This is a genomic window from Neptuniibacter marinus (genome assembly GCF_965223595.1).
In the GTDB taxonomy this organism is placed as follows: domain Bacteria; phylum Pseudomonadota; class Gammaproteobacteria; order Pseudomonadales; family Balneatricaceae; genus Neptuniibacter; species Neptuniibacter marinus.
On sequence record NZ_OZ245004.1, the window covers coordinates 2,483,973 to 2,510,610 of the forward strand.

Here is a 26,638-nt window from a genome sequence, read left to right on the forward strand (position 1 = left end):
CTAAAATAGATCTATTTTACGAGTTTTCCAAAGCACCTCCGCACGTTTAAGCAAATCATCGACCTCTCCATCCTCACCCAACAGCCTTAAGACAACAGCCAAAGTTGAGAGAATAGCCTTCTCTCCGTATTCATGCTGAGTGTCACCCTGCCAAACAGAAAGTAAGGTTTGCGGATCTAATTTATCTTCCTTAACAAAACGCTTAGCGACGATCCTTTGCCACTCATACTCAACCAACTCACCCTCTTCTACCCACTGCAACAGGCACTCTGCATCAGGCCGAATCTCTGCCTCTCCTCCATCGCCTTTAACCGTTAAATTCCGCTGCTCACCGAGCAACTGAGCTGTCTTTTGATGCATAGGACCATAAGCAGGATGAAATACACCATCAATACTGTTAGGCGCTTCAGAAGGATTTAACATACGACACAGAGTATGAACGGGTGAGCGTAAGCCTAAGATAGACCTAAGCTGAATAATCTCTCCTAAAGGTGGGCAGAAATTATCGATAGACATATAAGCAAACCCCACACGTGCCAGCTCTGTTTCTACCTCATCCCAAGCAGCACAAGGCTGAAGCTTAAATAGGCTTAACATATCTTCAAGATAGATTCTCCCTGGCGTATGCCCTTTAGCCCCATGCATAAAAATTTTATAGCCATGACTAGCAAGACAGAGTGCTACTAACAAGTACCAAGGATGACGATTTTTTTTGCCCGCATAAGTCGACCAATCTAAATCAGTATCAATCCTACGACCCACCGCGTAACGTGTACGCACAGCATCAGCAAAACCGGCTAACTCTTCCGGCGCCTCTTCCTTAACGCGTAACAGCATAAGAAACGCGCCAAGCTGTTCAGGCCGCACCTTCTTATCCAAAATCATTCCCATGGCCTCAGCAGCCTCTTCACGGGTAAGTGAACGTGTCCCAGTCTTACCTTTGCCTAAAATTCTTACAAAGGGGGCAAACTTATGCTCTTCAATCATTAGCAGCTTTAACCTTATTCTGTGCAAACGAAATAAATACAGTAGAATTAACCCATTACTACATCATCGCGCATATAACCTAATTAGTACTCAATAACGGTTTTGGATTATCTGGATCAATAGTGTAATGAAATCATACCCTCACCAGCTACATGTTTTTTTTAATGCACTAACCTACTACACTAGATTTAGCGCCCCCAGCTGGGTTGAATATTCCAAAGAGAACCAAGCAGAATCAACTCGTTACCTACCTTGGATTGGCTTATTAATAGGTTTTTATACCGCTTTAATTTACTGGCTTGGAACCTTTATTTTTCCTGACACTATCGCGGTTATCTTATCAATCGCCACAAGTATATGGATGAGTGGCGCTCTACATGAAGATGGTCTATCCGACTGTTTCGATGGATTCGGCGGCGGATGGGAGAAACAGCGCATTCTGAACATTATGAAAGATTCAAGATTGGGCAGTTATGGGGTGTTAGCGATTATACTGGCCCTAATGTTGAAATATAACGCTCTACTCACTGTACAAGAGACCGTGCTAATCATCATCAGCGCTCACTGCCTGAGCCGTTTTTTTCCGCTATTAATTATCCACAAGGAAAACTATGTCGGCCTTACAGAACAAAATAAAGCCAAGGTCATGACTACCCACAGAATAACTAAAACTGATCTTATTATTGCCTTTATCCCAGCCTTGCTCTGTTTAGTCTTTAGCCCTCTTGTTTATATCAGCGTATTAGTTCCCCTCTTAGGGCTTACATTCTGGTTAGCATCGTACTTCCGTTCCTGGATAGACGGTTATACCGGCGACTGCTTAGGTTGCTGCCAACAACTATCTGAGTTAACTATTTATATTTGGTTCTGTTTGCCTTGGTTTATTGGCTAATTTCTATATAACATCTATTAATCTCTGCTAAAATCGCCCGCTAATCTGCTGGTATCCCTTATGAAACGAAAAAATAGCCTATTTAGCCGTCCAACTGCATCAAAAACGCCCCAATCAAAAAAAACGATTGAGTACCCTGATGTCATCGAAGTACAGGGACTAAGCCATGAAGGCCGCGGCATAGCTAAACAGGACGGGAAGACTCTCTTCATATCAGGAGCGCTTCCAACAGAGCAAGTACGATTCAAAATTGAAGCAAGACACCGTCGCTATGATGAAGCGATCTACACAGAAATAGTCACCCCATCAGCCCATAGGGTCCCAGCGTCCTGCGATTATTATGAACGTTGTGGTGGCTGTGACCTCCAGCACTTAAATCATGAGCAACAAATCACCACAAAACAAGCACTAGTCATCGATCAATTATCAAGGCTGGGAAAGTTCACACCATTACAAGTAGAACAACCCATTACGAGTCCTAGCTGGCACTATCGTCGCAGCTGCCGTCTCGGAATTAATCAATTAACAAGGGACAATAGTGCCATTGTTGGCTTTCGCCGGAAGGGTAGCAGCAAACTGATCAAAATAGACCACTGCCCAGTATTATCGGAACCACTCGATAAAATTTTATCTTCGCTACCCGCGGTACTTGAAGAGACAGAAAATTTTAAAGAGATCACCCACGCCGAAATCAGTATGGGTGATAACGAAGGTGCATTAACCTTAAGGGTAAAGAAAACGCCTAAAGAGCCACTTATCACCCAGTTAAATGAACTTGCGCAAGCAAACAGTTTCAAACTGTACTTTGATTTCGGAGACCGAATTGAAGCCGTTGATGGTGAAGCTCAACTCAACTACCGAATAGCTGAGACAGATACGCTCATCCATTTCAAACCTGGTGACTTTATTCAAGTCAATGCTAAGGTTAATGAGCAGATGATCCAGCGGGCTTTATCTTGGTTACAACTTTCAAAAAATGATCGCGTATTAGATCTGTTTTGCGGTATAGGTAACTTTACACTACCTATAGCCACACAAGTTGAAAGTATCGTCGGCATAGAAGGCGTAGAAGAGATGGTCATTCGCGCCAATGATAATGCCCAGATCAATCAAATCGATAATTGTGAATTTCATAAAGCCAACCTAACCAATGACCTACGCGCCATGCCTTGGTACAAGCAAGGCTTCAATAAAATAGTCCTTGATCCCCCCCGCACCGGCGCACTGGACATTATTAAACAACTGAAACAACACTCTGCAGAGATGGTACTCTATGTCTCTTGCAACCCTGCAGCACTTGCCCGTGATGGGGCAGAGTTAATATCCCAAGGTTATAAAGCAACGCGTTTTTGCGTTATGGATATGTTCCCACATACATCTCATGTTGAATCTCTTGTCCTATTTGAGCGTATCTAATGGTTGATATTATCTATGCTGACGACGCTTTTGTAATCGCCAATAAACCCTACGATGTTTTATCCGTTCCTGGCCGTGGTGAAGACAAGCAAGATTGTTTATGGCGACGAGTACAAACAATATTTCCAACAGCTAGAGTCGTTCACCGGCTAGATTATGCAACATCCGGAGTGATGGTATTAGCCTTAACATTGGAAGCACAAAGATCGCTCAATCGTAGCTTTCAAGAGCGTCAAACCCATAAGCGCTATCAGGCCATTATCTCCGGTACGCCAGAGCAATCAGAAGGCAGTGTAGAACTCCCTTTACGATGCGATTGGGAAAATAGACCTTTACAGATCGTCGATTTTGAACAAGGGAAAAACGCGTTAACACACTGGAAAGTACTGGCTAAAGAGAGCTCTGAGCAAGATACTCGCGTTGAGCTAACACCTATCACTGGCCGCTCTCATCAATTAAGGGTGCATATGCAAGCTATGGGACACCCAATTTTAGGGGATCGATTTTATGCGGATGCAGAAGACCAAGCCAAATCTGACCGACTACTGCTCCATGCCGAGCAGCTATCCTTCCCCCACCCAATTACCGGTGAATTTGTTGAATTTTTTGCACCCTGTCCTTTTTAAAGAGAAATAGCACACAAGCCTAAACAGTACGAATTGGCGTACCGCTTAGAAACGCTCTCATATTCTCAGCCGTCTGTTCAATAATACAATTGCGCGCTTCTATACTTCCCCAAGCGGTATGAGGAGTCAGGAGCAAGTTGGGAATGCTTGGATCGAGCAAAACATTACCATGAATCGGAGGCTCCTCCGTTAATACATCAAAGGCAGCACCAGCGATAACCCCATTTCTCAGCGCATCAGCAAGATCAGCCTCATTAACAATACCACCACGCGCTGCATTAATGATAAAAGCCTCAGGCTTCATCTGTTCAAAAACCTCTGTAGTAAAAAGGTTTTCCGTTGCATCAGTCAGCGGACAATGCAAACTAATAACATCCGCTTGCTGAATAAAATCATCAAAAGGGCAAGTAGTATCAGAGTCCTGTTCAGCCCCTCCAATTTGACCTATTTTTTGGCATACAATGATCTTCATACCAAAGGCTTCAGCTATTTTAGCCACACCTTTACCTAAGTTTCCATAACCGATAATTCCAAGCGTTCGTCCTTTAAGCTCAATAATCGGGTGAGTTAGAAAGCAAAATTGTTCTGAACGCTGCCACTCACCCGCGACAACATCTTGTGCATAACTCGGCAGGTTAGTGTGTAAAGCTAAAATCAGTGACCAGACATGCTGAACTACAGAATCTACGCCATAAGCCACACAGTTAGACACGGGAATGCCCAACTCACATGCCGCTTGCTTATCGATCACATTAGTTCCGGTAGCCAGTACACAAACCAGTTTTAATTGGGAGGCCTGCTCTAGGTGATGACGTGCTAAAGGCGTCTTGTTTGTTATCACAATATCGAAACCTTGAATTCGGTTACCTATCTCCTTATCCGGTGTCAGATCATAACAAACTAGCTCTTCAACCAAGAATTCGATGGCACTCAAATCTAAGGCCTCTAGGCCTTTTAAATCAAGTATAACTGCACGCATAACCCTCTCCCTCAGAAACCCATAAAAAAGGGCCCTAAGGCCCTTTCTACAACATAAAACTATTTAAACGATTAAGAGCGAGGGAGTTTCTCTTTAATCTCCCATAGTATCTCTTCACCGATTACCGCTGGAGCTGCAACCCCCTCGGCGGTTAAGACACTCAGATAAACACCCGTACGGGTACGAATAAGTTTCAACTGGTACTGACCCGTGTGCTCGAATTTACCCGAATTTGCATTATAAACACCTGATTCGCCTTCACCAAACACATAGATTGGTTTACCTGCAAACCAGATCTTATAGCCTTTTTTGTTAGCTTCATCTTCAGGATCGTTCAAAGTTCCTGCTGTCGTTTGATCGTCAGCATTCTGGAAACGCGCAGCCGTTTTTCCGCTGGTATAGCTTATGCCGTCAGTATCTCCATCAACACCAAAAGCAGCAGAAATAGAACTCGTATCTAATGTGATAGGCCCTCTATCTGAATGCAACCATTCAAAGAAGCCCATTTCTTCTTGATTTTCAAAAGGTGTTGACGTCGTGTAGGTCATATAAAAGAAACCTGTATCGGGGTCACGTGTACCTACATCCATATCGGCTTTATCTAATGCAGCACTCACATTATTCCAGGCAGACTCTACATCAGCATCAAGTTTTAATACCGCATTACCGCGTGAGTCACGTCCTAACTGCGTGCCTAAACGGCGCTGTTCTTGGAAAGCAACCAATGTTTGAGCACTACGATCACCGGTCGCTTTACCTAGGTAACGTAACATTTCAAACATCATATCAGATTTATAACTTACACCTCGTGCTTGCTCACTCCAATCAACCACAGCTTCGTCATCACCTTCAGCAAAGCGTATATGTTGCATCGCTACAGAGGTTCGATTTGGATCACCATCAACAGGCTTTAGACTCACTTGTAGCTTATCTTTAGTAGGCCCTGGAATATCTTGGAATGTAAGACGTTTAACCCAAGAATCGACAAAGCTTAGCTCCTTGGCTTCATGAGTAATCCACTGAGTCTCCATAACCCCTTGACGCGGGTCCGATTTAACAATGTCTATACCATTAAACTGCCAAAACTCCTGCAATTTAACCCATACATTTGTTATACCTTCATCAACGATAATCAGTTTATCGCCACCCTCACGCTTTAAACTAACCGATTCTGTACCAGATTCAGCATAGAAAAACTCAGGCCTAGGAACAATGAAGTCCCCAGAACGTGCTGTTGCGACATCACTGATTTCTGGAATAGTAAGCGACTCTTCTGTCTGCTTAACACTAAGATGCTCAGGCACTTCTAAACGCTGGCCGGTTTCAGCTAATTCATAATCTTGGCTACGATCACGAACAATACCATTTTCACCATAGATTGGATTATTATCCAACGCACCACAGCCCGCCATTAACAGGCTAACTGACGATAGAGCTAAAATCTTTTTCATTATTATGATCGCTTAAATAATTTCACTGCTACGTAACGCTTCACGCACAGTTGTATGATATTCATCAGCTAATACGGTTAACGGTAAACGGATACCAAGCCCCATTAACCCCATTTCAGTCATAGCCCACTTTACTGGGATAGGATTCGCTTCAACAAAAAGTTTTTCATGCAAAGGCATTAGTTTTTCTTGTATTGCACGGGCGGCATCTACATCACCGGTAATAGCAAAACGGCAAAGCTGAGACATTTCCGCGGGTGCGACATTAGCAGTAACCGATATATTCCCATCGCCTCCGGCAATCATTAACTCAACCGCGGTAGCATCATCACCAGAATAGATCGCAAAATCGGCGGGAGAATTGTCAATCAAAAAACGCGCACGTTCTAAATCGCCAGTCGCTTCTTTTACACCGACAATATTATCGATTTCCGCAAGACGAAGAACAGTCTCAGGTAACATATCGCAAGCAGTACGTCCTGGAACATTGTAAAGAATCTGCGGAATATCCACCGCTTCAGCAACGGCTTTATAGTGCAGAAACAAACCTTCCTGAGTTGGCTTGTTATAGTAAGGCGTGACCAATAGACAGGCATTCGCTCCTACATTTTTAGCTTCTTGAGTTAACTCAATCGCTTCAGAAGTAGAGTTAGCACCCGTACCTGCAATAACAGGGATACGGCCAGCGACTCGGTCTACCACACGTTTAATAACCTGGCAGTGCTCATCGCAGTTTAAAGTAGCAGACTCACCCGTAGTGCCTACAGCGACGATAGAATCAGTGCCCTTGTCCAAATGCCAATCAACAATTTTATCGAGATTATCCCAATCGATATCACCGTTAGAATGCATAGGGGTAACAAGAGCAACAATGCTGCCAGTAATCATTTTTTTCTCCATGAGATAAATATCAGGTTTAGCAATGCCCAAACTACTCTGAGACACCACTTATTACAACCTTAAAAGCGTTACTAATCTTATTCTAGCTATATGAAAGTAATGATTATTTAGCTAGATAATTAATCAATTATCCATACCGATACAAAGAGACTCTTAACAATATAAGAAGCCACATAAACAACCACCATTATCTATGATAATGTGGGCATCAAATAGCCCCTTAAAATCTAAAACCTATCTGGTATCGTATAAAGGGTCGTTATTCTATACGATTTTGTACTTTGTTGAGTAGCCATCATCACTAAGGATTTACTATGAACTGCGTTTCAATCGATAAAAAAGTGCCATCTTTTACTTCTCAAGCAACCAGTGAACAAACAATTACCCTATCAGAGCTACAAGGGAAAAACGTAGTTATCTATTTCTACCCAAAAGATAGTACTCCTGGCTGCACTACAGAAGGCCAAAATTTCCGCGATTTAATTAATGAATTTGAAGCAGCTAATACCCTTATATTCGGCGTTTCCCGCGATAGCTTACGTGCACATGAAAACTTCAAAGCTAAACAATCATTTCCCTTTGAATTGATTAGCGATCCCGATGAAACCTTGTGCAAATTATTTGATGTTATCAAACTCAAGAAAAACTACGGTCGTGAATATATGGGGATTGAACGTTCTACTTTTCTCATTGACAGTGAAGGCGTACTTAAACAGGAATGGCGTGGCGTAAAAGTAAAAGGGCATGTAGATGAAGTTTTAGCCGCTGCTCAAGCGCTATAGCTCCTTGGTCTATCTGTACAGAAAGCAGCACTAAGTGCTGCTTTCCTCTGAGGCCAGCATCTTCGTCTTAGGCCAAGCATTAATAATGGCTTTGAAAAGTGTTGCTAAAGGTATAGCAAAAAATAGCCCCCAAAACCCCCATAGCCCACCAAAAACAAGCACCGCCACAATGATCGCAACAGGGTGAAGGTTAACCGCTTCAGAAAACAACAAGGGCACTAACACGTTACCATCTAGCGCTTGAATAATACCGTAAGCTATCATTAGATACATAAAATCACCGCTCCACCCCCATTGGAAGAAAGCGATAAGCCCTACAGGAATCGTAACCAAGGCAGCCCCTATATAAGGAATCAAAACTGACAAGCCGACTAATATGCCCAATAATGCCGCGTAATTAATGCCTAACAAAATAAACGTCACATAAGTAACAACACCAACCACAACTATTTCTATCGCTTTACCCCTAATATAGTTTGCGATTTGATCATCCATTTCAGTCCATACAGCACGCATCATATCTCGCTTTTCTGGTAGAAAAGAGACCCACCAACGGGACAGCGAGGCACCATCTTTCAAAAAGAAAAAGACCAATATAGGCACTAATACTAGATAGATTAACAACGCCATAATGGACGTTAGTGAATTTAACGAGAAGGTCACCACCCACTGCCCCATCTGAGAGAGTTCAGACTTAGCAAGATTGATAAACTCTAACACTCGAGTTTCAGATATATACTCAGGATAACGTTCAGGTAGTAATAGAAGCACCGATTGTATCTGGGTCATAATCCTCGGTAATTCATTAAATAGATTAACAGACTGCTGCCAACCTAATGGCATCACTATAAATAACAATGCAGCAACACAACCAATAAAGGCTAAAAAAACTAAAATAACAGACAGCAGATGGGGAATTTTAAGCTGCTTAAGTCTATTGACTCCACCCTGCATCAAAAACGCCAAAATAATACTTGAAAAAACAGGTGCCAGCGCCTGTCCTAACGTTAAAATAACTAGTAACGCAGCAGCCAATAAAATGAAGAGCAGTATAGCTTCTTCATCAGAAAAATAGCGTTCGACCCATTTACTAAATATTTTCCGCATTGACCTTCTTTTTTAACCTCTTCGAATAATGTAAACGTACGGTTCCACATCAGTGAACGAATCAACCAAATCATGGTCAGACTGATCTGTAAATGCTTTAAAATCACGGATTGAGCCTGCATCCGTAGCAATTACTTTTAAAATAGTGTCAGGCTGCATTTTATTTAACGCTTGCTTAGCCTTTAATAAAGGTAAAGGGCAGTTTAACCCCGATGTATCAAGGGTCAAATAGATATCATAATCAGTCATGAACATGTCTTAAGTGTAAAGTTTTAAAAGCAACGAAGATATACGCCCTTTTCGCTAGTAAAATATCGCCTTACATAGGTAATGACGCTCCTTGAACGGTTTACTATTGTCGAAAAGGATTTAGTTCAGCACTATATACCATTATTGTTTGCATTAGCACGGGCTTTTTCGGATAGATATATGCGCAACAGATATTTAATTTTTCTGCTTTCTCTAATGATTTCATGGCTGCCTTGTTCTGTATCGGCAGAGCCGCAACTACCTGATATAGGAAGCAGCGGATACAGTATCATTTCACAACAGCAGGAATACCAATTAGGTAGAGCTTGGGCACGCGTACTGCGTGGCAGTGCCCGTATTTATGATGATGCTCTAGTTAGCCAATATGTCGAAGAGCTAACATGGAGTTTAGTGACTCATAGCCAATTGACTGATCGCCGTTTAGAAGTGATTGTTCTAGACAATCCGACCATTAACGCTTTTGCTGTTCCTGGTGGCATCATTGGTGTTCAAACCGGCCTACTATTAACTGCCCAAAATGAAGCACAGTTAGCCTCAGTCCTTGCCCATGAACTTGCCCATCTAAGCCAACGCCACTTTGCCTCACAGCTTGAAGAACAGCGCCGTAATCAACCCTTTTTTATCGCTTCAATCCTAGGCAGTATTCTACTTGCCGCGGCCAACACTGAAGCTGGCGTAGCGGCCATGCAAACCTCAATGGCGGCATCGACATCATCTAAACTTTCTTTCAGTCGCCAAAACGAGCGCGAAGCCGATTATATAGGCCTACAAACCTTAATCGCTGCAGGTTATGCACCATCCCAAATGGCGAACATGTTTACCCAGCTACAACAAGCTGCTCGTTTTAGCCGTACAGTGCCTGAATTCCTACTCACCCACCCGGTTACTCAATCAAGGATTGCGGATGCTCAAAATAGAGCGGCCAACTTCAAAGGTAAGGCAACAAAAGAAAATTCAATTTCATTTGATATTGCCAAAATACGTATTCAAGTTAACTACGCACAAGATATAAAGAAACTACTGGCAAAATATCAAGATCAGCTCGCCCTTCATGGCAGCGATTCGCACAGATATGCCGTTGCCTACGCAGCCTTAAAGGATAAAAAATTCGATATTGCTAAACAGCAGATGGCGCAATTTTCATCCGTATTTAAATCAAAACTAAGCAGCCAACTGCTCGATGCTGAATATTTCATTGCCCAAGAGAATTTCATACAAGCGGATAAGATTCTATCTAAACTGCACAACATTTACCCCGGCAACCACGCTATTAGTTATATCTACGCAGACAACCTTGTCTATTTAAATAAGCCACATAAAGCAACAGAGCTATATAAAGGGTTAGTAGAAAATAACCCCAACGATAGCCGTGCTTGGTACCTACTAGCGGAATCTTATGGTTTAGAAGGTAATATTCTTGGCGTGCATGAAGCACGTATAGAGTACTTTCTACTCACTGCCAATATAGATAGAGCACTTAAACAAGTGGACTATGCGCTTAAAGAGCCAAGTCTAACCCCCAATGAGAAAGCCCGCTTAGAACAGCGAAAAGAAGATGCAAAAAAAATCCGAGAATCACTCGAATTTGATTTCTAACCATAAAAAATCCCGCTGATGCGGGATTTTTTATGTTCAAAATTCAATTAACGATTATTCAGTGCCGCTGAAAAATCTAGCATACGCTGCAAAGGCTCACGCGCATCCGTAATTAAAGCAGGATCTACATGTATCTCATCCTGCCCAGACTCAAGCGCATGTAATACACTTTCTAAGCCGTTCATCGCCATCCACGGACAGTGTGCGCAGCTTCGACAGGTAGCCCCTGCTCCACCCGTAGGCGCCTCAATAAACTCCTTGCCCGGCGCAGCCTGCCTCATCTTGTAGAAAATCGCATTATCCGTCGCAACAATAAACTGCTTATTCGGCATATTTTTCGCTGCATTAATTAATTGAGTCGTCGACCCTACCGCATCAGCAATATCGACTACCGAATCCGGTGACTCAGGATGAACTAAGACCGCCGCATCAGGATAGACCTTCTTAATATCAAGAATACCTTTCGCCTTAAACTCATCATGCACAATGCAGGCACCATCCCACATCAACATCTCGATACCCGTTTGGCGCTGTACATAAGAGCCCAAATGCTTATCAGGAGCCCAAATTATTTTTTTGCCTTGATCTGCCAGATGCTCAACCACATCGAGTGCAATACTTGAAGTTACCACCCAATCAGCACGCGCTTTAACCGCCGCAGAGGTATTCGCATATACAACTACCTCATGGTCAGGATGGGCATCACAGAAAGCGGAAAACTCATCGATTGGACAACCAATATCTAAAGAACAGGTCGCCTCAATCGTTGGCATAATGACACGTTTATTTGGCGTCAATATTTTCGCAGTTTCGCCCATAAACTTAACACCCGCAACCACCAACGTACTAGCTGAGTGCGCATTACCAAAACGTGCCATCTCTAACGAATCAGAGACACAACCACCGGTCTCATCCGCTAATTGTTGAAGCACCGCATCCGTATAATAATGAGCAACTAAACACGCATCTTTCTCTTTCAATAACGCTTTAATACGCTGTTTATAATCATCCACCTGCGCCTCACTCATATCTAGAGGCAGATGCTCTTTGGCAAAGTGCTCTTGCACAAGAATGCGGTCTGAAATGTCTTGTTTGCTCAACATGTGATGTTTGTACTCATATATCAAGGGAATAAAACGCTGCCTATCTCACCAATAACCAGCAGCGAAACCACTGAAGACTAGCGCTCAGCAGAAAAAAATAAATTATATCACAGAGATTAAAAGCCTAACGACTATAAAGCGGAGATTTAATAACCGCTAAACGTGAGGTGGCCTGCTTATCAGCTGTGCGTTTTAATGTTTTGTCGAGGTTCTTACCTCTAGCCACCTGTAAAGCACAAGGATAACGCTATCGAAACAAGCATCTTTTGGCGTTGAACCTCGATCCTTCCCTCACGGGGTAAGTGCCTACAATAAATGCTTTACTTCCGTTTCCCATTGCACCGTAATACTTCACTTAATACAGCCAATTATGAAGTAATTTTCACCACGCCCTTACATTTAGGAAACGTTGAGCAACCCCAAAATTTAAGACCCGCATTCGCTCCTTTTTTCGATTCACGCATCACCATTTTGGAACTACATCGAGGACAAACCTGTTCGTTATTCTTCGACGCTATAACCTGCTTAACGTGCGCCACATGCTCTCGGTTCGTTTTCATACTCGGCTGAAGCCTACCCGCCTGAATAATTGAAATCACCTCTTGCACCTGATTTTGGCTAAGTATTTCAGTATTTTTTGATTTGATATACCTAATACAGCCACCGGCATAAGTTACATTACTAGGCATCTCTGTTTTGAAAGTACTGCTACCAATAAAAACAATAACTGAAAAAAGAGAATCAGTGGGGATATTTAAGCAAGACTCAAGGGTTTTTAGATGCTTATAGTTTTGATGTATTGGGTTTTGAAATTTATTTGAATGCTTAAATATTTTCTGAGTCCATTGCTTTTGGTTAGGTGAGCCAAAGATCCATCCTTTCATATTCTTTGTTTCAAGAATAAAAACACCGTATTTTGAAACAAGGATATGATCTATCTGTGTGGTCCCATCTTCGGTAGGTAACGTAATATTTTTAAGCAGGTGGTATCTATCTTTTGGTAAAGAAGTCTTTAACAGCACATTAACCTGAAACTCACCAAACACTCCCTTAAACCATGGCGATTTTAAAACACCGATTAACACAACCAATGGCAGGAAATACCAGAACATACTGAAAATTTGATTCATGAAAAGCGTGAAGTCCATTTATTAGTTATCCCTTTAAAATCTGTACCCTCTAGATGGCAGGATACATTCCTAATTATAAAAAACCAGCGCAGGGCTGGGTTCTTTAAGTGGTGGGTCGTACAGGATTACTATTGCCCTTCGGGCCATCGTCGCAGGCTCCGATGTTTTCTTATGACGTCGTCATGCGAATCGAACCTTTAACGGTTCTCATCCTGTACGCGTGTATTTCATTACAGGCATAAAAAAACCAGCGCAGGGCTGGATTCTTTAAGTGGTGGGTCGTACAGGATTCGAACCTGTGACCAATTGGTTAAAAGCCAACTGCTCTACCAGCTGAGCTAACGACCCACTTGGAGGAGGCGTATTCTACGCACCAAAGACGGGAAAGCAAGGCTTTTTTTTATTGATAGCGCGTTGGGTCTTTTATTCCCGCATCAACAAAACCTTGAGTCCGTAAGCGGCAGCTATCACAGACACCACAAGCTCGGCCATCATCATCTGCTTGGTAGCATGAAACGGTTAAACCGTAGTCGACGCCTAACGTAGTACCCGCTTGAATGATCTGCTCTTTACTCAGGTCAATCAACGGCGTTTCTATGCGAATAGGATCACCGCTTACACCACGCTTAGTGGCAAGATTAGCCACAGTTTCAAAAGCAGCAATATACTCTGGTCGACAATCAGGATAGCCGGAGTAATCCACCGCATTAACACCGATAAAAATAGCATCCGCTTCTAACACTTCAGCCCAACCTAAAGCTAAGGACAGAAATACCGTATTACGTGCAGGCACGTATGTCACTGGAATCTCATCCGTTTCCTCTTCAGGAACATCAATACTATGATCAGTCAGCGCAGACCCGCCAAAATCTTCAAGGTGGAGGCGAATCACTTGATGCTCAATCGCTTTTAGCTGTTTAGCGATCTCTTTAGCTGCATTAAGTTCTGTCAGCGAACGCTGTCCATAATCAAAACTCAGTACATAGCAGTCATAACCACGTTCAGAAGCGATGGCTAGCGCTGTTGCTGAGTCCAAGCCGCCAGAAAGCAGTACCACTGCTTTAGGGGAAGCAGGCGTATTCATGTATATTTCCAGATTTATTGAAGGCGTTTAAATTCTTCAGCCAAACGAACAGCGGAAGAGTCCGGATACTTAGTAATAACAAGATCTAAATATTCAGTCGATTTTGCACTATCACCTAGCTGGTCATAGACAATACCAAGTTTATAAGCAGCGTCCGGTGCTTTACGGTGATCAGCAAATCGTGTGACAACCTGCATAAAAGATTCACGCGCCAACTCAGGTTTCTGTTCAGCCAAATTCACTTCACCAAGCCAATAATAGGCATTAGCTAAGCGTTCACTTTGCGGATAATCTTTAATAAAAGCTGTGAATGCTTCAGCCGCTTTAGGAAAGTTTCGCTCTCGCACTAACCCAAAGGCTTCGCGATAGGCTTTAGCATCACTAGGTGCTGCATCAGACTGCACAAGTTCAGGCTGGGATTGCGTAACTGTTGAAGTTGGCTCAGCATTATTCAGATCAGTAGAAACGGGCGTACTTGGAGCTGAGGTTGTAGGTATAGATGATATACGTCGATCAAGATCGCGATAACGGTCCAATTGCTGACGTTCCATCTGTTTTAGACGGTAATCCTGCTGCTCTAACTGCCCTCTTAATGATCGCACCTCATCCTGCAATTGCTGGACAATAAGTACAAGCTCACTACCGCTTGATGTTTGGGGAGTATAAGTCGCCGTTTGAGATGAGCTTTGGCCACTATCGACGCCTAACTCAATCACCGGAACTTCTTCAGCAACAGCACTAGCGCTGAGAAACAGCGCCAGTGTTGATGTATAAACTGTGTATTTTGAAGTCATAAATTAACGAGATACGTACTTCAATTCCACACGACGGTTCTGGCTCCAGCTAGAATCGCTGTGACCCAAAACGGCTGGTTTCTCTTCACCGAAGCTAATAGATTCAACCTGAGAACCAGATACACCATTAACTTGTAGGAAGCGAGAAACTGCTTTAGCACGACGTTCACCTAGAGCCATGTTGTACTCACGAGTACCACGCTCATCAGCATGACCTTCAAGTATTACTTGTGCTGATGGGTTAGCTGCTAAATAGGCCGCATGTTTTTCTAAATCAGCAAAACCATCCGCTTTTACAACAGACTGGTCAAAGTCAAAGTAAAATACAGTTTGAAGGTTTGCGACATCGTCCATAGAAGAACCGCTAACACCTGTGTTCTGGCTTACGCCTTGAGTAGAACCCGTATCAGTTCCTGCTGTAGAACCTGTGCTTTCTGTTGTGCCAGATGTACTACAACCTGCTACCCATGCAACGGATAGGGCTAGTGCAACTGCTTTAGTTACGTTGGAAGCTCGCATTGATCACTCCTGAAAAATTTACTGGTTTACCCAGCATTTTTAATGTTATTGATGCCGCCATGTCCAAATCAGGACATAAGTTAATGTCTATAAGAAATTATTGCAAGTAGGGACTCCATGCGGGTTCCCTAACATCGCCACTCGTTGCCGGCAATATAAAGCGCACGTTACCATCTAGGGTCACGCCACCAAGCACACCTTTCACTCCTTTTTGAGTAGCATAAAGAATAATACTACCGTTTGGCGCTATGGTGGGCGACTCATCAAGATACGTATCAGTTAGCGTATCTAAACGGCCTGTTTTCAAATCTTGAACAGCAATTCGAAACACATTGTCATCACCTCTGTGTACCATCGCGAGGAAGCGACCATCATAGGTCAAACGTCCACGTGAATTATAATTGCCTTCATAAGTCACTCGTTCCAACTGACGGGTCGGCAGATAGATCCGATAGATCTGTGGCTGACCACCTCGGTCGGAGGTAAAAATAATAGACTGACCATCAGGAGACCATGAAGGCTCCGTATCAATCCCATAATGATGAGTAATTCGGGCTAAACTACGGGACCTTAGATCCAATACATAGACTTCTGGATTACCATCTTTAGATAAGACTATCGCTAATTTATTACCATCTGGTGACCATGCCGGCGCACCATTAAGACCTCTAAATGATTGAACTTTTTCACGTTTACCTGTTGCCAAGTATTGGATATAGATAGCTGGTCGGCCACTTTCAAAAGACACATAGGCGAGTTTCGAGCCATCTCGTGCCCAAGCCGGTGACATTAAAGGCTCACTCTGCTGACGGATAGTCATCGGACGCGCACCATCAGAGTCCGCCATTTTAAGACGGTAACTCACTTTACCTTCACCATATTGTTGAGCGGTAACATAAACAATTCGTGTGGAAAACGCACCGCGAATCCCCGTCAACTTCTGATAGATCATATCCGATATATAGTGTGCTATATCACGTAAATTATCTTGTGTGCCAGATACTCGTTCGGATAACAAACGCTGTTCTTTAAGGACATCATAAAGCTCAAATTCAACTTTTATTTGATTACCTTCAGCAGGTATTTGACGGCCAATGACCAAAAACTCAGTTTTGCTAATTCGCCAATCCCTATAATAGATCTGAGTTTGCTGAGTTGGGAAACTCAACATATTTTTAGGATCCATAATTTTAAACAGGCCGGTTCGACCTAAATCAGCTGAAACAATCTTAGCAATATCTTCTTTTAATGCTGACGCCCCACCCCAAGCAAAAGGTACAACCGCAACAGGGGTTGGCTCATCAATGCCTTGGGTGATCTCAATCGCTAAATCACTCTCAGCACTAGCAACAGAGGAAAGCAGTAACGCACAACTCACAATTAATAGATGAAACACTTTCTTCACGCTTAACTCCCCTTTAAAACTTAATCCCGTAAATCTTCAGGTCTAAACCGAAGAACACGCTTCCTAAAATAACGGTCAAACACAACAGGATCTAACTCCTGTAGCTTTTCAAATACAGTAACACGATCAATCGCTCTCAGTGCATCATTATCAAACCGAGAATCACCACTTGATTTAGTCACATAACGATCATTAACACGGCCTGAGGGTAATAGATGAACAGTCACCTCAACCACCATTCCATTTCTTGCTGTTGGAGAACGTCGCCAATTACGCGTCACCTGACCAACAATATAAGCTTCATAGCGCATGGCGGCTGCGCGTTGTTCTTCTGCCGCAATCGCAGCCTCTTCCTCTTCTAAAGCCCGAATCAAGGCTTCATTTCTAGCCTGCTCTTCTGCAGCTTTACGTGCTTCTTCTGCTTTGCGTTCTGCATCTGCCTTTTTCTTAGCCGCATCAGCTTTAGCTTTTTTTGCTGCGGCTTCTTTAGCTTTCTTCGCTTTTTCTGCGGCTGCTTTCTTTAACTTAGCCTCTTTCGCTTTCTTCTGTTCTGCCTGTTTTTTAGCATCGGCTGCTTTTTTCTTAGCTAACTCTTGTTGGCGTTTTTTATCGGCTGCTTTCTTTTTAGCCGCTTTCTCTTTCGCTAACTGTTTTTTCTTCTCATCTGCTTTACGTTTTTTATCAGCATCCGCCTTACGCTGTAGGTCGGCTTTCTGTTTCGCTTTAGCCTCTGCCGCGGCTTTATTTAGCGCGTTCTTTGTTTTCATATCCACGATCGTAGCTTGAACATGCCGTGGCACTTTACGCGCCGAATCTTCATGATCAAACCAACTCTGTGCCAACAGGGCAACCACAACCCCATGCAGTAAAACAGCAAAAAGAGTGGGAAGCAGGTAACTACTTAAACGCAAAATTTGAACCTACTCTGTCACCAAGCCAACGCTAGGAGCGCCAGCTTGTTGTAGTAAAACCATCAGTTGCACAACCGTATTGTAATCAACACTGCGATCACCACGAACTAATAGCATTTTATCTGGATTGGTCGCCAAAATCTTACTGATTCGATCTTGGACGACCTCTGCGGTAACCGCCTCTTCTGGGTCACCACCAATATCGATAAAGTATTCACCATCAGCATTTACCGTCACAATAACGGGTTCATTATCCTTATCATCTACAGGTTCTGCTGCTGCTTTAGGTAACTCAACATTAACCCCTTGCGTGAGCATTGGCGCAGTAATCATAAAGATAACTAACAACACCATCATTACGTCTATATAGGGCACAACATTAATGTCGGCGTTTAATTTACGCTTTTTCTTATGCCTTCTAATCATCTGACCACACTCCCTGAAAAGAAAAATTAGTGTGATGCATGCATACGACGATGCAAGATAGATGAGAATTCATCCGCAAAGGTTTCATAATTACCTAGCAAGTATTCAACTTGCGCCGAATAACGGTTATATGCAATTACAGCGGGGATAGCAGCAAAAAGACCTATCGCAGTCGCGATCAGCGCTTCTGATATACCTGGAGCAACCGATGCTAACGTTGCTTGATGAACATTAGCTAAACCACGAAAGGAGTTCATAATCCCCCACACAGTACCAAATAGTCCAACATAAGGGCTTGTGGATCCCACGGTCGCAAGGAAAGGTAGATGACGTTCTAATTTATCTTCTTCACGGGCTAAAGCAACACGCATGCTTCGCTCAACGCCGTCCATTACAGAATCTGGATCATACCCCTGCTGCTGTGTTAAGCGGGTGTACTCTTTAATACCTGCACGGAAAATATTTTCAGCACCACAATCAGAATTAGGCTGCTGATTTACCTCACGGAAAAGCTGACCTAAATCCACACCAGACCAAAACCGTTCTTCAAACTTCCTGAGGCTTTTACGTGCTTTGGAAAGCACTGATTGACGCTGAAAGATCATTATCCAAGAAAGCACTGAAGCTAACAAAAGCATTAGCATAACCAGTTGCACAACTAAACTCGCATTTGCAACCAAACTCCAGATCGACATTTTTTCGACCACAGTACTATCCTTCTTATCTATTTAAGCAGTTAAAGAGACCCCAAACCTGCTTTCTGATTACTCAAAAGCAGATAAGTTCAATCTATTTCCCAGCAGAGAAATTTAGGATCAACAATAACAGTCAGAAGAATTAATACAAGAAAAAAACCAGCCTAGAAAGGCTGGTTTAATACAAGAAAAGTGATGAAGGGTTTTGTAAAAAAAATTATGCGCTTTTTTGCAAACCTTGCTCATATAAAGACTGACAACGAATACATCGAGCGGCAGTTGGACAAGCCTTTAAACGACTCAATTCAATCTCCTCACCGCAATCGGTACATAAACCGAACTCCCCTGCATTGATACGACTTAACGCAGATAAGCATTCTGCTATCTCTTCGTTATGCCTAGATAAGGATTCAACTTTCAACATAAAGTCTGCGGTGGCATCCGCATCTTCCCCGGAATCATGAACCTGTAGCGTTTGCACTCCAGTGCTTATCTGCGGCCCCATTTCCTCTGTCACTTCAGTTTGTAACTGCTCTAATAGGTAGAGAAGTTCCTTTTTAAAGGCCGCCACCTCTGATAACGTAAGATTAACCGTCATAACAATACCTGCACTTACTTTATTATAGTAATCGATATGTTAGACCTAAGACCTATAAAGCAGGGTTGACGGAGATCAGTTTCAACATAAAAACATACTTAAAGTAAGGTTTATTGATCTGAATCGGATTAAGTTTATTTAAGAAAACCAGCGATAAGTATTAATCAATACAATAATCCTTAACTTTCATCTGGTCGATCAATCCCAAAATGCTTATAAGCGTAATCAGTAACGACACGCCCTCTAGGAGTTCGCATAATAAATCCTTGCTGGATAAGATAAGGCTCCAAAACATCCTCAATCGTATCTCGTTCTTCACTAATAGCCGCTGCTAAATTCTCAACGCCTACAGGGCCACCAGCGAATTTATCAATCATTGTCATCAACATACGTCGATCCAGATGATCAAAACCATGATGATCGACATTCAGCATATTTAGGGCCCGATCTGCCAGATCATTATTGATTCTACCGTCACCTTTAACCTCAGCGTAATCCCGCGCACGACGTAACAGGCGATTTGCTATACGTGGTGTCCCTCTAGACCTTTTTGCTACTTCCGAGGCGCCCTGCTCATCAATATAAGTACCAGAAAGATTAGCCGAACGGGAAACGATGTTGGTTAGATCTTCGACATTATAAAACTCTAAGCGCTGAACAATACCAAAGCGATCGCGCAGTGGAGATGTGAGCAACCCAGCTCGTGTTGTTGCTCCCACTAAGGTAAAAGGTGGAAGTTCTAATTTAATAGAACGAGCTGCGGGGCCTTCACCAATCATAATATCAAGCTGATAATCTTCCATCGCAGGATAAAGCACCTCCTCCACATTAGGGCTAAGGCGATGAATCTCATCAATAAACAGAACATCATTAGGTTCTAAATTGGTTAATATCGCCGCTAAATCCCCTGCCTTTTCAAGCACTGGACCAGAAGTAGTTTTAATCTCCGACCCCATCTCATTGGCAATAATATTAGCCAATGTAGTTTTACCTAAGCCTGGAGGACCAAAGATAAGCGTGTGATCTAAAGCTTCCTTACGCATCTTCGCAGCCTGAATAAAAATTTCCATCTGCTCACGTACAACAGGCTGCCCCACATAATCTTCAAGGGTTTTAGGGCGAATAGCTCGATCTGTTGCCTCTTCTACAGGATTACTTAGCGGCGAGATAAATCGGTCAGCTTCTATCACTTACAATACTCCTACCCAACCATTGCTCGTAGAGCGTAACGAATAAGCGCTTCACTGCTACTTGTAGCACCTAAAGCTTTTACCGCTTGCGCTACCGATTTAGTCGCTTGAACAGGCTTATAACCTAAAGCGACCAAGGCGCTTTCAGCCTCAGATCGAGAATCAGCAACAGGTTCAAAAGCGGCCATATCTGGGCCATCCGCAGCTGACAGCTGAAATTCGCTTGAGCTTTCAAGGCCCAATGCCTGAATTTTATCTTTCATCTCAACAATCAAACGTTCTGCAGTTTTTTTGCCTACACCGGGTAATTTTACTAACGATGCGGTATCACCATCATTAACACAACGTACAAATTCGGCGGTAGAAATACCCGATAAAATTGTGATTGCAAGTTTGGGCCCTACGCCATTGGCTTTAATCAGCGTTCGAAACAGTGTGCGCTCCTCCCGTTCATAAAAACCATAAAGTAACTGCGCATCTTCACGGGTCACAAAGTGAGTAAACAAAATCAGCTGCGAACCACATTCGGGTAAGCGATAGAAAGTGTTCATTGAGGCTTCAACCTCGTAACCCACTCCATTCACATCAATAACCAATTGTGGAGGGCGCTTCTCTATTAACTCACCTTTTAATCGACCTATCACTGATCCTGTCCCTTTTTCATATCTTCTAACTTATGCCCTGCGACAATAAATTCTGGCAATTTCAAGTTCGCAAAAATGGTAGCCATGCGAACAACAAATACTATCGACATGGCTATAAGTACCAATAACTGCTCTTCTACCACCTCATAAAACGCAATATAGAATATCGCACCGACAATAGAACAAGTCGCATAAAGCTCGCCGTCACGCTGAAGTATTAACGGAATTTGACCTGTGAGAATGTCACGAATCATACCTCCGGCACAACCCGTTATTACCCCCATCATAACAGCGATAATCGGTGAAAATTCTAATGCTAAGGCTTTTTCAGCACCAAGAACTGTAAAGAGCGCTAACCCCATCGCATCAAGTATTAACAATAACCTTCTTGGGTATTGCATATAGCGACACACCACAAAAGCAACAACCGCAGAAATAATCGCTACCCAAAGGTAAGTCGTATCAGCAATCCAAACAACCGGGTGAATATCCAATGTGATATCACGAATAGTTCCGCCACCAATTGAGGTCACAATAGCTAACACTACCACCCCTAAAATATCTAAACGCTTCCCTTGGGCTGCTAAAGCTCCCGCAGTGGCGAAAACCGCAACACCCAGAAGGTCGGCAATATAGATAAAATATTCGTAACTCATGATTAAACTCTTATAAGTAACAATGCTGCCTAAGCAACTAGAAAATTAACGGCGCCAACTCGCATTTCGCGACGACATACTGCCCGATGTCTTAATCAAACTGCTACGTGTATGAGAATGACAAAGCGCAATGGCCAAAGCATCAGCGGCATCCGCTTGAGGCGCGCCTGGCAACTTAAGAATTTGAGTCACCATATGCTGGATCTGTGCCTTGTCAGCTGAACCTTTGCCCACAACAGATTGCTTAACTTTACGCGCTGCGTATTCATAAACAGGAAGGTCTGCATTAGTGCCTGCCACAATAGCCACGCCACGCGCCTGACCTAGTTTTAAAGCGGAGTCAGCATTACGTGCCATAAACACCTGTTCAATGGCCATCTCTTGAGGACAATAACGCTCTATGACCTCAGAAACCCCTGTAAAAACCTGCTGTAGTCGCTCTGGCAGCTCATCACCTTTGATGCGTATACAGCCGCTAGCAACATATTCATTTTTATTGCCAACACTATTAATCACACCGTAACCTGTGATGCGCGACCCTGGATCTATTCCTAATATAAGCATCTGTTTAATACATTCTGATTCAAATTGCGGTTCAAAATCACCAACCCAAAAAAAATACTGTTTATTTATACAGCAAAGAATACAGGAGCTAGCCCATTTTAAAAACCCTGAACCCACTAATATTGAGGAATAAAAAAAGCCGAGAGTATAATCCCGGCCATTAGAAAGAGGAAAGCAAATTATTCGTCCATCGATTCTTCAGGGATAATGGCATTGTGATAAACGTTCTGAGAATCATCAAAATCCTCTAGCGCATCGATCAGCTTTAGTATTTTTCGCCCCGCATCTACATCCAACTCAACCGTTGTTGATGGAATCATCGCAATTTCCGCATGAACCGGCTGCAAGCCTGCATCTTCCAAACCTTGCTTTACATCCATGAACTCATGCCAATCGGTGAACACATCTATAGAGTTATCATCATTAGTAACCACATCTTCAGCACCAGCCTCAAGTGCGGCTTCCATAACAATCTCTTCATCCAGATCGTCCCCAAAGGTGATCTGACCTTTCTTATCAAATAGGTAAGCAACCGAACCACTTGTACCTAAGTTTCCACCAAACTTATTAAAAGCAGCGCGTACTCCAGCAACCGTACGATTAACATTATCTGTCATACACTCAACAAGAATTGCCACACCATTGGCACCATAACCTTCATAGGTTAACTCATCGTAATTATCGCCTTCTGCGCCCCCTGCTCCACGTAGAATCGCTTTATCGATGGTATCGCGCTTCATATTAGCGCCAAGGCTTTTATCAACCGCCGCACGTAAACGAGGGTTGTCATCAGGATTACCGCCGCCCTCTTTTGCAGCAACCACAAGTTCACGAATCAGCTTAGTAAAAACCTTACCACGCTTAGCGTCTTGCGCCGCCTTACGGTGTTTAATATTTGCAAATTTAGAATGACCAGCCATCACCCTCTCCCTATCTACCGTATGTTTTAAAATAATGGTCTATAAATACAAATAAACTGCCCGAAGGCAGTTTATTATTAAGACTAAAAGGCCTCTTTAAGCGCCCTATTACTATAAAACGAAAACTAAGGCGTTTTACGTAATTTAATATTTAATTCACGAAGCTGAACAGCGCTCACTTCACCTGGCGCGTTGGTCATCGGGCAAGATGCACTCTGCGTTTTAGGGAAAGCGATAACTTCACGGATAGACTCCGAACCAGTCATCAGCATAATCAAACGGTCTAAACCAAATGCTAAACCACCATGCGGAGGCGCACCAAACTTTAGGGCCGTTAGTAGGAAGCCAAATTTATCCTCAGCTTCTTCGTCAGAAATACCTAGGATTTCAAGTACTTTGGCTTGCATCTCTTGATCATGGATACGGATAGAACCGCCACCCAGCTCACAACCATTAAGCACCATGTCATACGCACGTGACAGGGCCGCTAGCGGATCAGCTTTAAGCTCTTCTGGTGAGCAGCTTGGTGCCGTAAATGGATGATGAAGCGCAGTTAAACCGCCATCACTTGTCTCTTCAAACATTGGGAAATCAACAACCCAAAGTGGCGCCCACTCGCGCTGAGACATTTCAAGATCTTCACCTACTTTAATACGTAAAGCGCCTAGTGCTTCAGAAACCACTTTTTCTTGATCAGCACCGAAGAAAACAATATCGCCATTTTCTGCGCCTAAGCGTTCCATAATCGCCATCGTTACATCATCACCTAAGAACTTGATGATAGGTGACTGAAGGCCATTCGCGCCGTTTTCAATTTCATTCACTTTGATCCACGCCAAGCCCTTAGCACCATAAATGCTAACAAACTTAGTGTAATCATCGATATTTTTACGTGTCAGCTTAGCTCCGCCTGGTACTTTAAGTGCTGCAACACGGCCTTTAGGATCTTTAGCTGGGCCGGCAAAGACTTTGAACTCAATCTCGGCCATTAAATCCGCAACATCAACCAATTCCATTGGAAAACGGAGATCTGGCTTATCAGAACCAAAACGCTGCATCGCTTCAGAATAAGGCATGCGTGGGAAATCGCCCAGGTCAATACCCTTAAGCTCAAGGAATAGTTTACGAACCATTTTTTCAGTTAGGCCCATGATTGATTCTTCATCCATAAAGGATGTTTCAATATCAATCTGGGTAAATTCAGGCTGACGGTCTGCACGCAGGTCTTCATCACGGAAACATTTAGCAATTTGATAGTAACGATCAAAACCAGAGACCATCAGCAACTGTTTAAACAGCTGTGGTGACTGCGGCAATGCAAAGAACGATCCCTCATGGATACGGCTTGGCACCAAGAAGTCTCGCGCACCTTCAGGCGTTGCACGGTTAAGAATAGGCGTTTCAATATCTAGGAAGCCGTTATCATCTAAAAAGTTACGGATCGAGTTAGATACTTTAGAACGGAAACGCAGTTTTTCCTGCATCTCTGGACGGCGTAGATCGATGTAACGATGACGCAAACGAACATCCTCACCCACCTGTTGATGTTCATCCAACTGGAAGGGAGGTGTTTCAGACTTGTTCAATAGAACCAGTTCTTTACCTAATACTTCGATCTCACCTGTCGGCATATCAGCATTAGTTGTACCTTCAGGACGCGCACGCACAGTCCCTTTAATTTCGATAACAAACTCATTACGACAGCTATCAGCAAGAGTAAAACTCTCTTCACGATCGGGGTCGAATACAACCTGCGTAATACCTTCACGGTCACGCACGTCTAGGAAGATAACGCCACCATGGTCACGGCGACGGTGCACCCAACCTGCCAGTGTAATGTCTTCACCGATATGCTCTTTTCTAAGATCGCCGCAATAATGACTGCGCATAATTTACTGTTCCTGTTAACTTAAATAGATCGGGTCTACACCCAATCGCCTATGAATTAATAATCTATCCAGTACTCTTCGCTAACCTTAGCTAGCGGAGCTGTCCGGTGTACCTGCAAGATTTTTCTTCTTACCGGTTTTAAAATCTGTTTCATACCAACCAGAGCCTGATAAACGAAAGCCCGGTGCTGATACTTTTTTAACTACATCACTGCTTGCGCATGAAACACAAACTGGCGCTGGTGCATCACTTTTAAGAACTAACTTCTCAAATTCGTGACCACAGCTATCACACTTAAAATCAAAGATTGGCATTCGAAATAAGTCCTCAAACTGCTAAGGATAAACCTATTAAAAACGGCGGATTATACCTGAATTATTTGATGGTGACAGGCCCCTACCCGCATTGATCGCAGAAAGAGCTATTTGAAGTGAATTTAACAGAATGAAAGTAACTAAACCTAAGTAGTTTTATAGATTTCTAGATTATTGGCTTCACAATAGAAGGCCTGCCTTATTATGATCAGAGCCTATATCTAAGCGAATACTTAAACACTTACCTTACATTAAAAGGCAGAGCCTTAACCCGTAGACGCCAGCTCCTTTAAATGCTTAATATTTTATCCACTAAGCAAACGTCTACAGGTTTAATGAAGCTCAAATGTGAGCTCACCTGCCAATAAGACTTCAAGCTTAGAGCGCACGTCATCTAGCTGTTCAGCCGTGTAAGGTTGCACAGGAAACTTACCCCAGACCGGCGCAGGCCAAGCTTTATCAGATTCGTAACGCACAATATGATGAATATGAAGCTGAGGAACCACATTACCCAAAGCGGCAATGTTCATTTTTTTAGCGGCAAACGCATCAGCAAGATTAGACGCTAAAAAAGAGGATTCTTTCATCAAAATACATTGATCTTCATCTGACAGGTGATAAGTTTCGGTGACTCCTGCACGGCGCGGAACTAAAATAAACCAAGGATAGTTCGCATCATTCAACAATAATAAACGACTAACAGGAAAGTCCCCCAATACAATACAATCAGCTGCAAGTTGGGGATGAAGTTCAAATTCAAGTTCTAGCTCATCCATTTTTATGCCCCTA

General features: G+C 43.1%; 29 protein-coding genes, 1 tRNA gene and 1 other RNA gene. 5 read left to right on the forward strand and 26 right to left on the reverse strand.

Annotated elements, in window-relative coordinates; genetic code table 11:
* Entirely contained in the window at positions 1-987 is a 987-nt protein-coding gene (locus tag ACOQOE_RS11775; RefSeq protein ID WP_067868330.1) for a glycosyl transferase family protein, read from the reverse strand.
* A gap of 127 nt (positions 988-1,114) precedes the next feature.
* On the opposite strand from ACOQOE_RS11775, the gene ACOQOE_RS11780 reads away from it, so the two are divergent.
* The 3 genes from ACOQOE_RS11780 to ACOQOE_RS11790 are packed head-to-tail and all read left to right on the forward strand — an operon-like array spanning position 1,115 to position 3,921.
* Positions 1,115-1,879, forward strand: a complete 765-nt coding sequence (locus ACOQOE_RS11780) for an adenosylcobinamide-GDP ribazoletransferase (RefSeq protein ID WP_420554080.1) — start codon at positions 1,115-1,117, stop codon at positions 1,877-1,879.
* A 60-nt stretch (positions 1,880-1,939) separates the two neighbouring features.
* Positions 1,940-3,295, forward strand: a complete 1,356-nt coding sequence (gene rlmD, locus ACOQOE_RS11785; RefSeq protein WP_067868325.1) for a 23S rRNA (uracil(1939)-C(5))-methyltransferase RlmD — start codon at positions 1,940-1,942, stop codon at positions 3,293-3,295.
* On the forward strand, positions 3,295-3,921 hold the full coding sequence (locus tag ACOQOE_RS11790; RefSeq protein WP_420554081.1) for an RluA family pseudouridine synthase: 627 nt from the start codon (positions 3,295-3,297) through the stop codon (positions 3,919-3,921). Before rlmD ends, ACOQOE_RS11790 begins: the two co-directional genes overlap by 1 nt.
* A gap of 19 nt (positions 3,922-3,940) precedes the next feature.
* Here the strand turns inward: ACOQOE_RS11790 and ACOQOE_RS11795 are convergent, their stop codons facing one another.
* From ACOQOE_RS11795 to dapA, 3 genes are all read right to left on the reverse strand, one after another.
* Complete coding sequence (locus ACOQOE_RS11795) at positions 3,941-4,900, reverse strand: D-2-hydroxyacid dehydrogenase (RefSeq protein ID WP_420554082.1); 960 nt, start codon at positions 4,898-4,900, stop codon at positions 3,941-3,943.
* 71 nt (positions 4,901-4,971) lie between these two features.
* A complete protein-coding gene (gene bamC / locus ACOQOE_RS11800; RefSeq protein WP_420554083.1) occupies positions 4,972-6,351 on the reverse strand; it encodes an outer membrane protein assembly factor BamC in 1,380 nt (459 codons plus the stop codon).
* A 12-nt stretch (positions 6,352-6,363) separates the two neighbouring features.
* Positions 6,364-7,239, reverse strand: a complete 876-nt coding sequence (gene dapA, locus ACOQOE_RS11805; RefSeq protein WP_420554084.1) for a 4-hydroxy-tetrahydrodipicolinate synthase — start codon at positions 7,237-7,239, stop codon at positions 6,364-6,366.
* A 326-nt stretch (positions 7,240-7,565) separates the two neighbouring features.
* Between dapA and ACOQOE_RS11810 the strand changes: the two genes are divergently transcribed.
* On the forward strand, positions 7,566-8,033 hold the full coding sequence (locus ACOQOE_RS11810) for a peroxiredoxin (RefSeq protein ID WP_067868311.1): 468 nt from the start codon (positions 7,566-7,568) through the stop codon (positions 8,031-8,033).
* A gap of 30 nt (positions 8,034-8,063) precedes the next feature.
* Here ACOQOE_RS11810 and ACOQOE_RS11815 read toward each other — a convergent pair whose 3' ends face one another.
* Both ACOQOE_RS11815 and ACOQOE_RS11820 read right to left on the reverse strand, forming a co-directional pair.
* Entirely contained in the window at positions 8,064-9,140 is a 1,077-nt protein-coding gene (locus tag ACOQOE_RS11815) for an AI-2E family transporter (RefSeq protein ID WP_420554085.1), read from the reverse strand.
* Positions 9,141-9,152: 12 nt separating this feature from the next.
* Entirely contained in the window at positions 9,153-9,389 is a 237-nt protein-coding gene (locus ACOQOE_RS11820; protein WP_067868305.1) for a sulfurtransferase TusA family protein, read from the reverse strand.
* A 180-nt stretch (positions 9,390-9,569) separates the two neighbouring features.
* Between ACOQOE_RS11820 and ACOQOE_RS11825 the strand changes: the two genes are divergently transcribed.
* On the forward strand, positions 9,570-11,006 hold the full coding sequence (locus ACOQOE_RS11825; RefSeq protein ID WP_420554086.1) for a M48 family metalloprotease: 1,437 nt from the start codon (positions 9,570-9,572) through the stop codon (positions 11,004-11,006).
* 47 nt (positions 11,007-11,053) lie between these two features.
* Here the strand turns inward: ACOQOE_RS11825 and nadA are convergent, their stop codons facing one another.
* From nadA to ACOQOE_RS11925, 20 genes are all read right to left on the reverse strand, one after another.
* Positions 11,054-12,109 carry a quinolinate synthase NadA gene (gene nadA / locus ACOQOE_RS11830; RefSeq protein WP_067868299.1) on the reverse strand — a complete coding sequence of 352 codons (1,056 nt, stop codon included), beginning with the start codon at positions 12,107-12,109 and terminating at the stop codon, positions 11,054-11,056.
* Positions 12,110-12,477: 368 nt separating this feature from the next.
* Complete coding sequence (locus ACOQOE_RS11835; RefSeq protein WP_420554087.1) at positions 12,478-13,239, reverse strand: NERD domain-containing protein; 762 nt, start codon at positions 13,237-13,239, stop codon at positions 12,478-12,480.
* A 108-nt stretch (positions 13,240-13,347) separates the two neighbouring features.
* A non-coding RNA gene (locus ACOQOE_RS11840) (RtT sRNA) lies at positions 13,348-13,471 on the reverse strand.
* A gap of 40 nt (positions 13,472-13,511) precedes the next feature.
* A tRNA-Lys gene (locus ACOQOE_RS11845) sits at positions 13,512-13,587 on the reverse strand.
* 52 nt (positions 13,588-13,639) lie between these two features.
* Positions 13,640-14,323: a 7-cyano-7-deazaguanine synthase QueC gene (gene queC, locus ACOQOE_RS11850; RefSeq protein WP_420554088.1), complete on the reverse strand. Its 684-nt coding sequence runs from the start codon at positions 14,321-14,323 to the stop codon at positions 13,640-13,642.
* Between the two features lie 14 nt (positions 14,324-14,337).
* Complete coding sequence (gene ybgF, locus ACOQOE_RS11855; protein WP_420554089.1) at positions 14,338-15,117, reverse strand: tol-pal system protein YbgF; 780 nt, start codon at positions 15,115-15,117, stop codon at positions 14,338-14,340.
* 3 nt (positions 15,118-15,120) lie between these two features.
* On the reverse strand, positions 15,121-15,636 hold the full coding sequence (gene pal / locus ACOQOE_RS11860) for a peptidoglycan-associated lipoprotein Pal (protein WP_303415184.1): 516 nt from the start codon (positions 15,634-15,636) through the stop codon (positions 15,121-15,123).
* 97 nt (positions 15,637-15,733) lie between these two features.
* The gene (gene tolB, locus ACOQOE_RS11865; RefSeq protein WP_231867987.1) at positions 15,734-17,032 is read right to left on the reverse strand and encodes a Tol-Pal system beta propeller repeat protein TolB; all 1,299 of its coding nucleotides are present in this window, start codon (positions 17,030-17,032) and stop codon (positions 15,734-15,736) included.
* A gap of 29 nt (positions 17,033-17,061) precedes the next feature.
* Positions 17,062-17,952 (reverse strand): cell envelope integrity protein TolA, encoded by an 891-nt coding sequence (gene tolA, locus ACOQOE_RS11870; RefSeq protein WP_420554090.1) that lies wholly within the window; start codon positions 17,950-17,952, stop codon positions 17,062-17,064.
* A gap of 9 nt (positions 17,953-17,961) precedes the next feature.
* Positions 17,962-18,378, reverse strand: a complete 417-nt coding sequence (gene tolR, locus ACOQOE_RS11875; protein ID WP_067868274.1) for a protein TolR — start codon at positions 18,376-18,378, stop codon at positions 17,962-17,964.
* Between the two features lie 26 nt (positions 18,379-18,404).
* Complete coding sequence (tolQ, locus tag ACOQOE_RS11880) at positions 18,405-19,085, reverse strand: protein TolQ (protein ID WP_231867985.1); 681 nt, start codon at positions 19,083-19,085, stop codon at positions 18,405-18,407.
* A gap of 205 nt (positions 19,086-19,290) precedes the next feature.
* Positions 19,291-19,671, reverse strand: a complete 381-nt coding sequence (locus ACOQOE_RS11885) for a TraR/DksA family transcriptional regulator (protein WP_420554091.1) — start codon at positions 19,669-19,671, stop codon at positions 19,291-19,293.
* A gap of 179 nt (positions 19,672-19,850) precedes the next feature.
* Positions 19,851-20,861, reverse strand: coding sequence for a Holliday junction branch migration DNA helicase RuvB (gene ruvB / locus ACOQOE_RS11890; protein ID WP_067868266.1), 1,011 nt, complete (start codon positions 20,859-20,861; stop codon positions 19,851-19,853).
* An 11-nt stretch (positions 20,862-20,872) separates the two neighbouring features.
* Positions 20,873-21,505: a Holliday junction branch migration protein RuvA gene (gene ruvA / locus ACOQOE_RS11895; RefSeq protein WP_420554092.1), complete on the reverse strand. Its 633-nt coding sequence runs from the start codon at positions 21,503-21,505 to the stop codon at positions 20,873-20,875.
* Positions 21,502-22,161, reverse strand: coding sequence for a trimeric intracellular cation channel family protein (locus tag ACOQOE_RS11900; protein WP_067868260.1), 660 nt, complete (start codon positions 22,159-22,161; stop codon positions 21,502-21,504). The genes ruvA and ACOQOE_RS11900 overlap by 4 nt, the downstream gene beginning before the upstream one ends.
* 45 nt (positions 22,162-22,206) lie before the next feature.
* On the reverse strand, positions 22,207-22,725 hold the full coding sequence (gene ruvC / locus ACOQOE_RS11905; protein WP_067868352.1) for a crossover junction endodeoxyribonuclease RuvC: 519 nt from the start codon (positions 22,723-22,725) through the stop codon (positions 22,207-22,209).
* A gap of 179 nt (positions 22,726-22,904) precedes the next feature.
* On the reverse strand, positions 22,905-23,645 hold the full coding sequence (locus tag ACOQOE_RS11910; protein WP_067868257.1) for a YebC/PmpR family DNA-binding transcriptional regulator: 741 nt from the start codon (positions 23,643-23,645) through the stop codon (positions 22,905-22,907).
* Between the two features lie 125 nt (positions 23,646-23,770).
* A complete protein-coding gene (gene aspS, locus ACOQOE_RS11915; RefSeq protein ID WP_067868254.1) occupies positions 23,771-25,534 on the reverse strand; it encodes an aspartate--tRNA ligase in 1,764 nt (587 codons plus the stop codon).
* Positions 25,535-25,621: 87 nt separating this feature from the next.
* Positions 25,622-25,849, reverse strand: coding sequence for an FmdB family zinc ribbon protein (locus tag ACOQOE_RS11920; protein WP_067868251.1), 228 nt, complete (start codon positions 25,847-25,849; stop codon positions 25,622-25,624).
* Between the two features lie 332 nt (positions 25,850-26,181).
* The gene (locus tag ACOQOE_RS11925) at positions 26,182-26,625 is read right to left on the reverse strand and encodes an HIT domain-containing protein (RefSeq protein ID WP_067868249.1); all 444 of its coding nucleotides are present in this window, start codon (positions 26,623-26,625) and stop codon (positions 26,182-26,184) included.
* Positions 26,626-26,638 lie beyond the last annotated feature (13 nt).

What these genes read in the sequence shown, in the direction of transcription:
- ACOQOE_RS11775 (WP_067868330.1), bottom strand. Translation starts at nt 987, where the DNA reads ATGATTGAAGAGCATAAGTTTGCCCCCTTTGTAAGAATTTTAGGCAAA.
- ACOQOE_RS11780 (WP_420554080.1), top strand. Translation starts at nt 1,115, where the DNA reads ATGAAATCATACCCTCACCAGCTACATGTTTTTTTTAATGCACTAACC.
- rlmD (WP_067868325.1), top strand. Translation starts at nt 1,940, where the DNA reads ATGAAACGAAAAAATAGCCTATTTAGCCGTCCAACTGCATCAAAAACG.
- ACOQOE_RS11790 (WP_420554081.1), top strand. Translation starts at nt 3,295, where the DNA reads ATGGTTGATATTATCTATGCTGACGACGCTTTTGTAATCGCCAATAAA.
- ACOQOE_RS11795 (WP_420554082.1), bottom strand. Translation starts at nt 4,900, where the DNA reads ATGCGTGCAGTTATACTTGATTTAAAAGGCCTAGAGGCCTTAGATTTG.
- bamC (WP_420554083.1), bottom strand. Translation starts at nt 6,351, where the DNA reads ATGAAAAAGATTTTAGCTCTATCGTCAGTTAGCCTGTTAATGGCGGGC.
- dapA (WP_420554084.1), bottom strand. Translation starts at nt 7,239, where the DNA reads ATGATTACTGGCAGCATTGTTGCTCTTGTTACCCCTATGCATTCTAAC.
- ACOQOE_RS11810 (WP_067868311.1), top strand. Translation starts at nt 7,566, where the DNA reads ATGAACTGCGTTTCAATCGATAAAAAAGTGCCATCTTTTACTTCTCAA.
- ACOQOE_RS11815 (WP_420554085.1), bottom strand. Translation starts at nt 9,140, where the DNA reads ATGCGGAAAATATTTAGTAAATGGGTCGAACGCTATTTTTCTGATGAA.
- ACOQOE_RS11820 (WP_067868305.1), bottom strand. Translation starts at nt 9,389, where the DNA reads ATGACTGATTATGATATCTATTTGACCCTTGATACATCGGGGTTAAAC.
- ACOQOE_RS11825 (WP_420554086.1), top strand. Translation starts at nt 9,570, where the DNA reads ATGCGCAACAGATATTTAATTTTTCTGCTTTCTCTAATGATTTCATGG.
- nadA (WP_067868299.1), bottom strand. Translation starts at nt 12,109, where the DNA reads ATGTTGAGCAAACAAGACATTTCAGACCGCATTCTTGTGCAAGAGCAC.
- ACOQOE_RS11835 (WP_420554087.1), bottom strand. Translation starts at nt 13,239, where the DNA reads ATGAATCAAATTTTCAGTATGTTCTGGTATTTCCTGCCATTGGTTGTG.
- queC (WP_420554088.1), bottom strand. Translation starts at nt 14,323, where the DNA reads ATGAATACGCCTGCTTCCCCTAAAGCAGTGGTACTGCTTTCTGGCGGC.
- ybgF (WP_420554089.1), bottom strand. Translation starts at nt 15,117, where the DNA reads ATGACTTCAAAATACACAGTTTATACATCAACACTGGCGCTGTTTCTC.
- pal (WP_303415184.1), bottom strand. Translation starts at nt 15,636, where the DNA reads ATGCGAGCTTCCAACGTAACTAAAGCAGTTGCACTAGCCCTATCCGTT.
- tolR (WP_067868274.1), bottom strand. Translation starts at nt 18,378, where the DNA reads ATGATTAGAAGGCATAAGAAAAAGCGTAAATTAAACGCCGACATTAAT.
- ACOQOE_RS11885 (WP_420554091.1), bottom strand. Translation starts at nt 19,671, where the DNA reads ATGACGGTTAATCTTACGTTATCAGAGGTGGCGGCCTTTAAAAAGGAA.
- ACOQOE_RS11900 (WP_067868260.1), bottom strand. Translation starts at nt 22,161, where the DNA reads ATGAGTTACGAATATTTTATCTATATTGCCGACCTTCTGGGTGTTGCG.
- ruvC (WP_067868352.1), bottom strand. Translation starts at nt 22,725, where the DNA reads ATGCTTATATTAGGAATAGATCCAGGGTCGCGCATCACAGGTTACGGT.
- ACOQOE_RS11910 (WP_067868257.1), bottom strand. Translation starts at nt 23,645, where the DNA reads ATGGCTGGTCATTCTAAATTTGCAAATATTAAACACCGTAAGGCGGCG.
- aspS (WP_067868254.1), bottom strand. Translation starts at nt 25,534, where the DNA reads ATGCGCAGTCATTATTGCGGCGATCTTAGAAAAGAGCATATCGGTGAA.
- ACOQOE_RS11920 (WP_067868251.1), bottom strand. Translation starts at nt 25,849, where the DNA reads ATGCCAATCTTTGATTTTAAGTGTGATAGCTGTGGTCACGAATTTGAG.
- ACOQOE_RS11925 (WP_067868249.1), bottom strand. Translation starts at nt 26,625, where the DNA reads ATGGATGAGCTAGAACTTGAATTTGAACTTCATCCCCAACTTGCAGCT.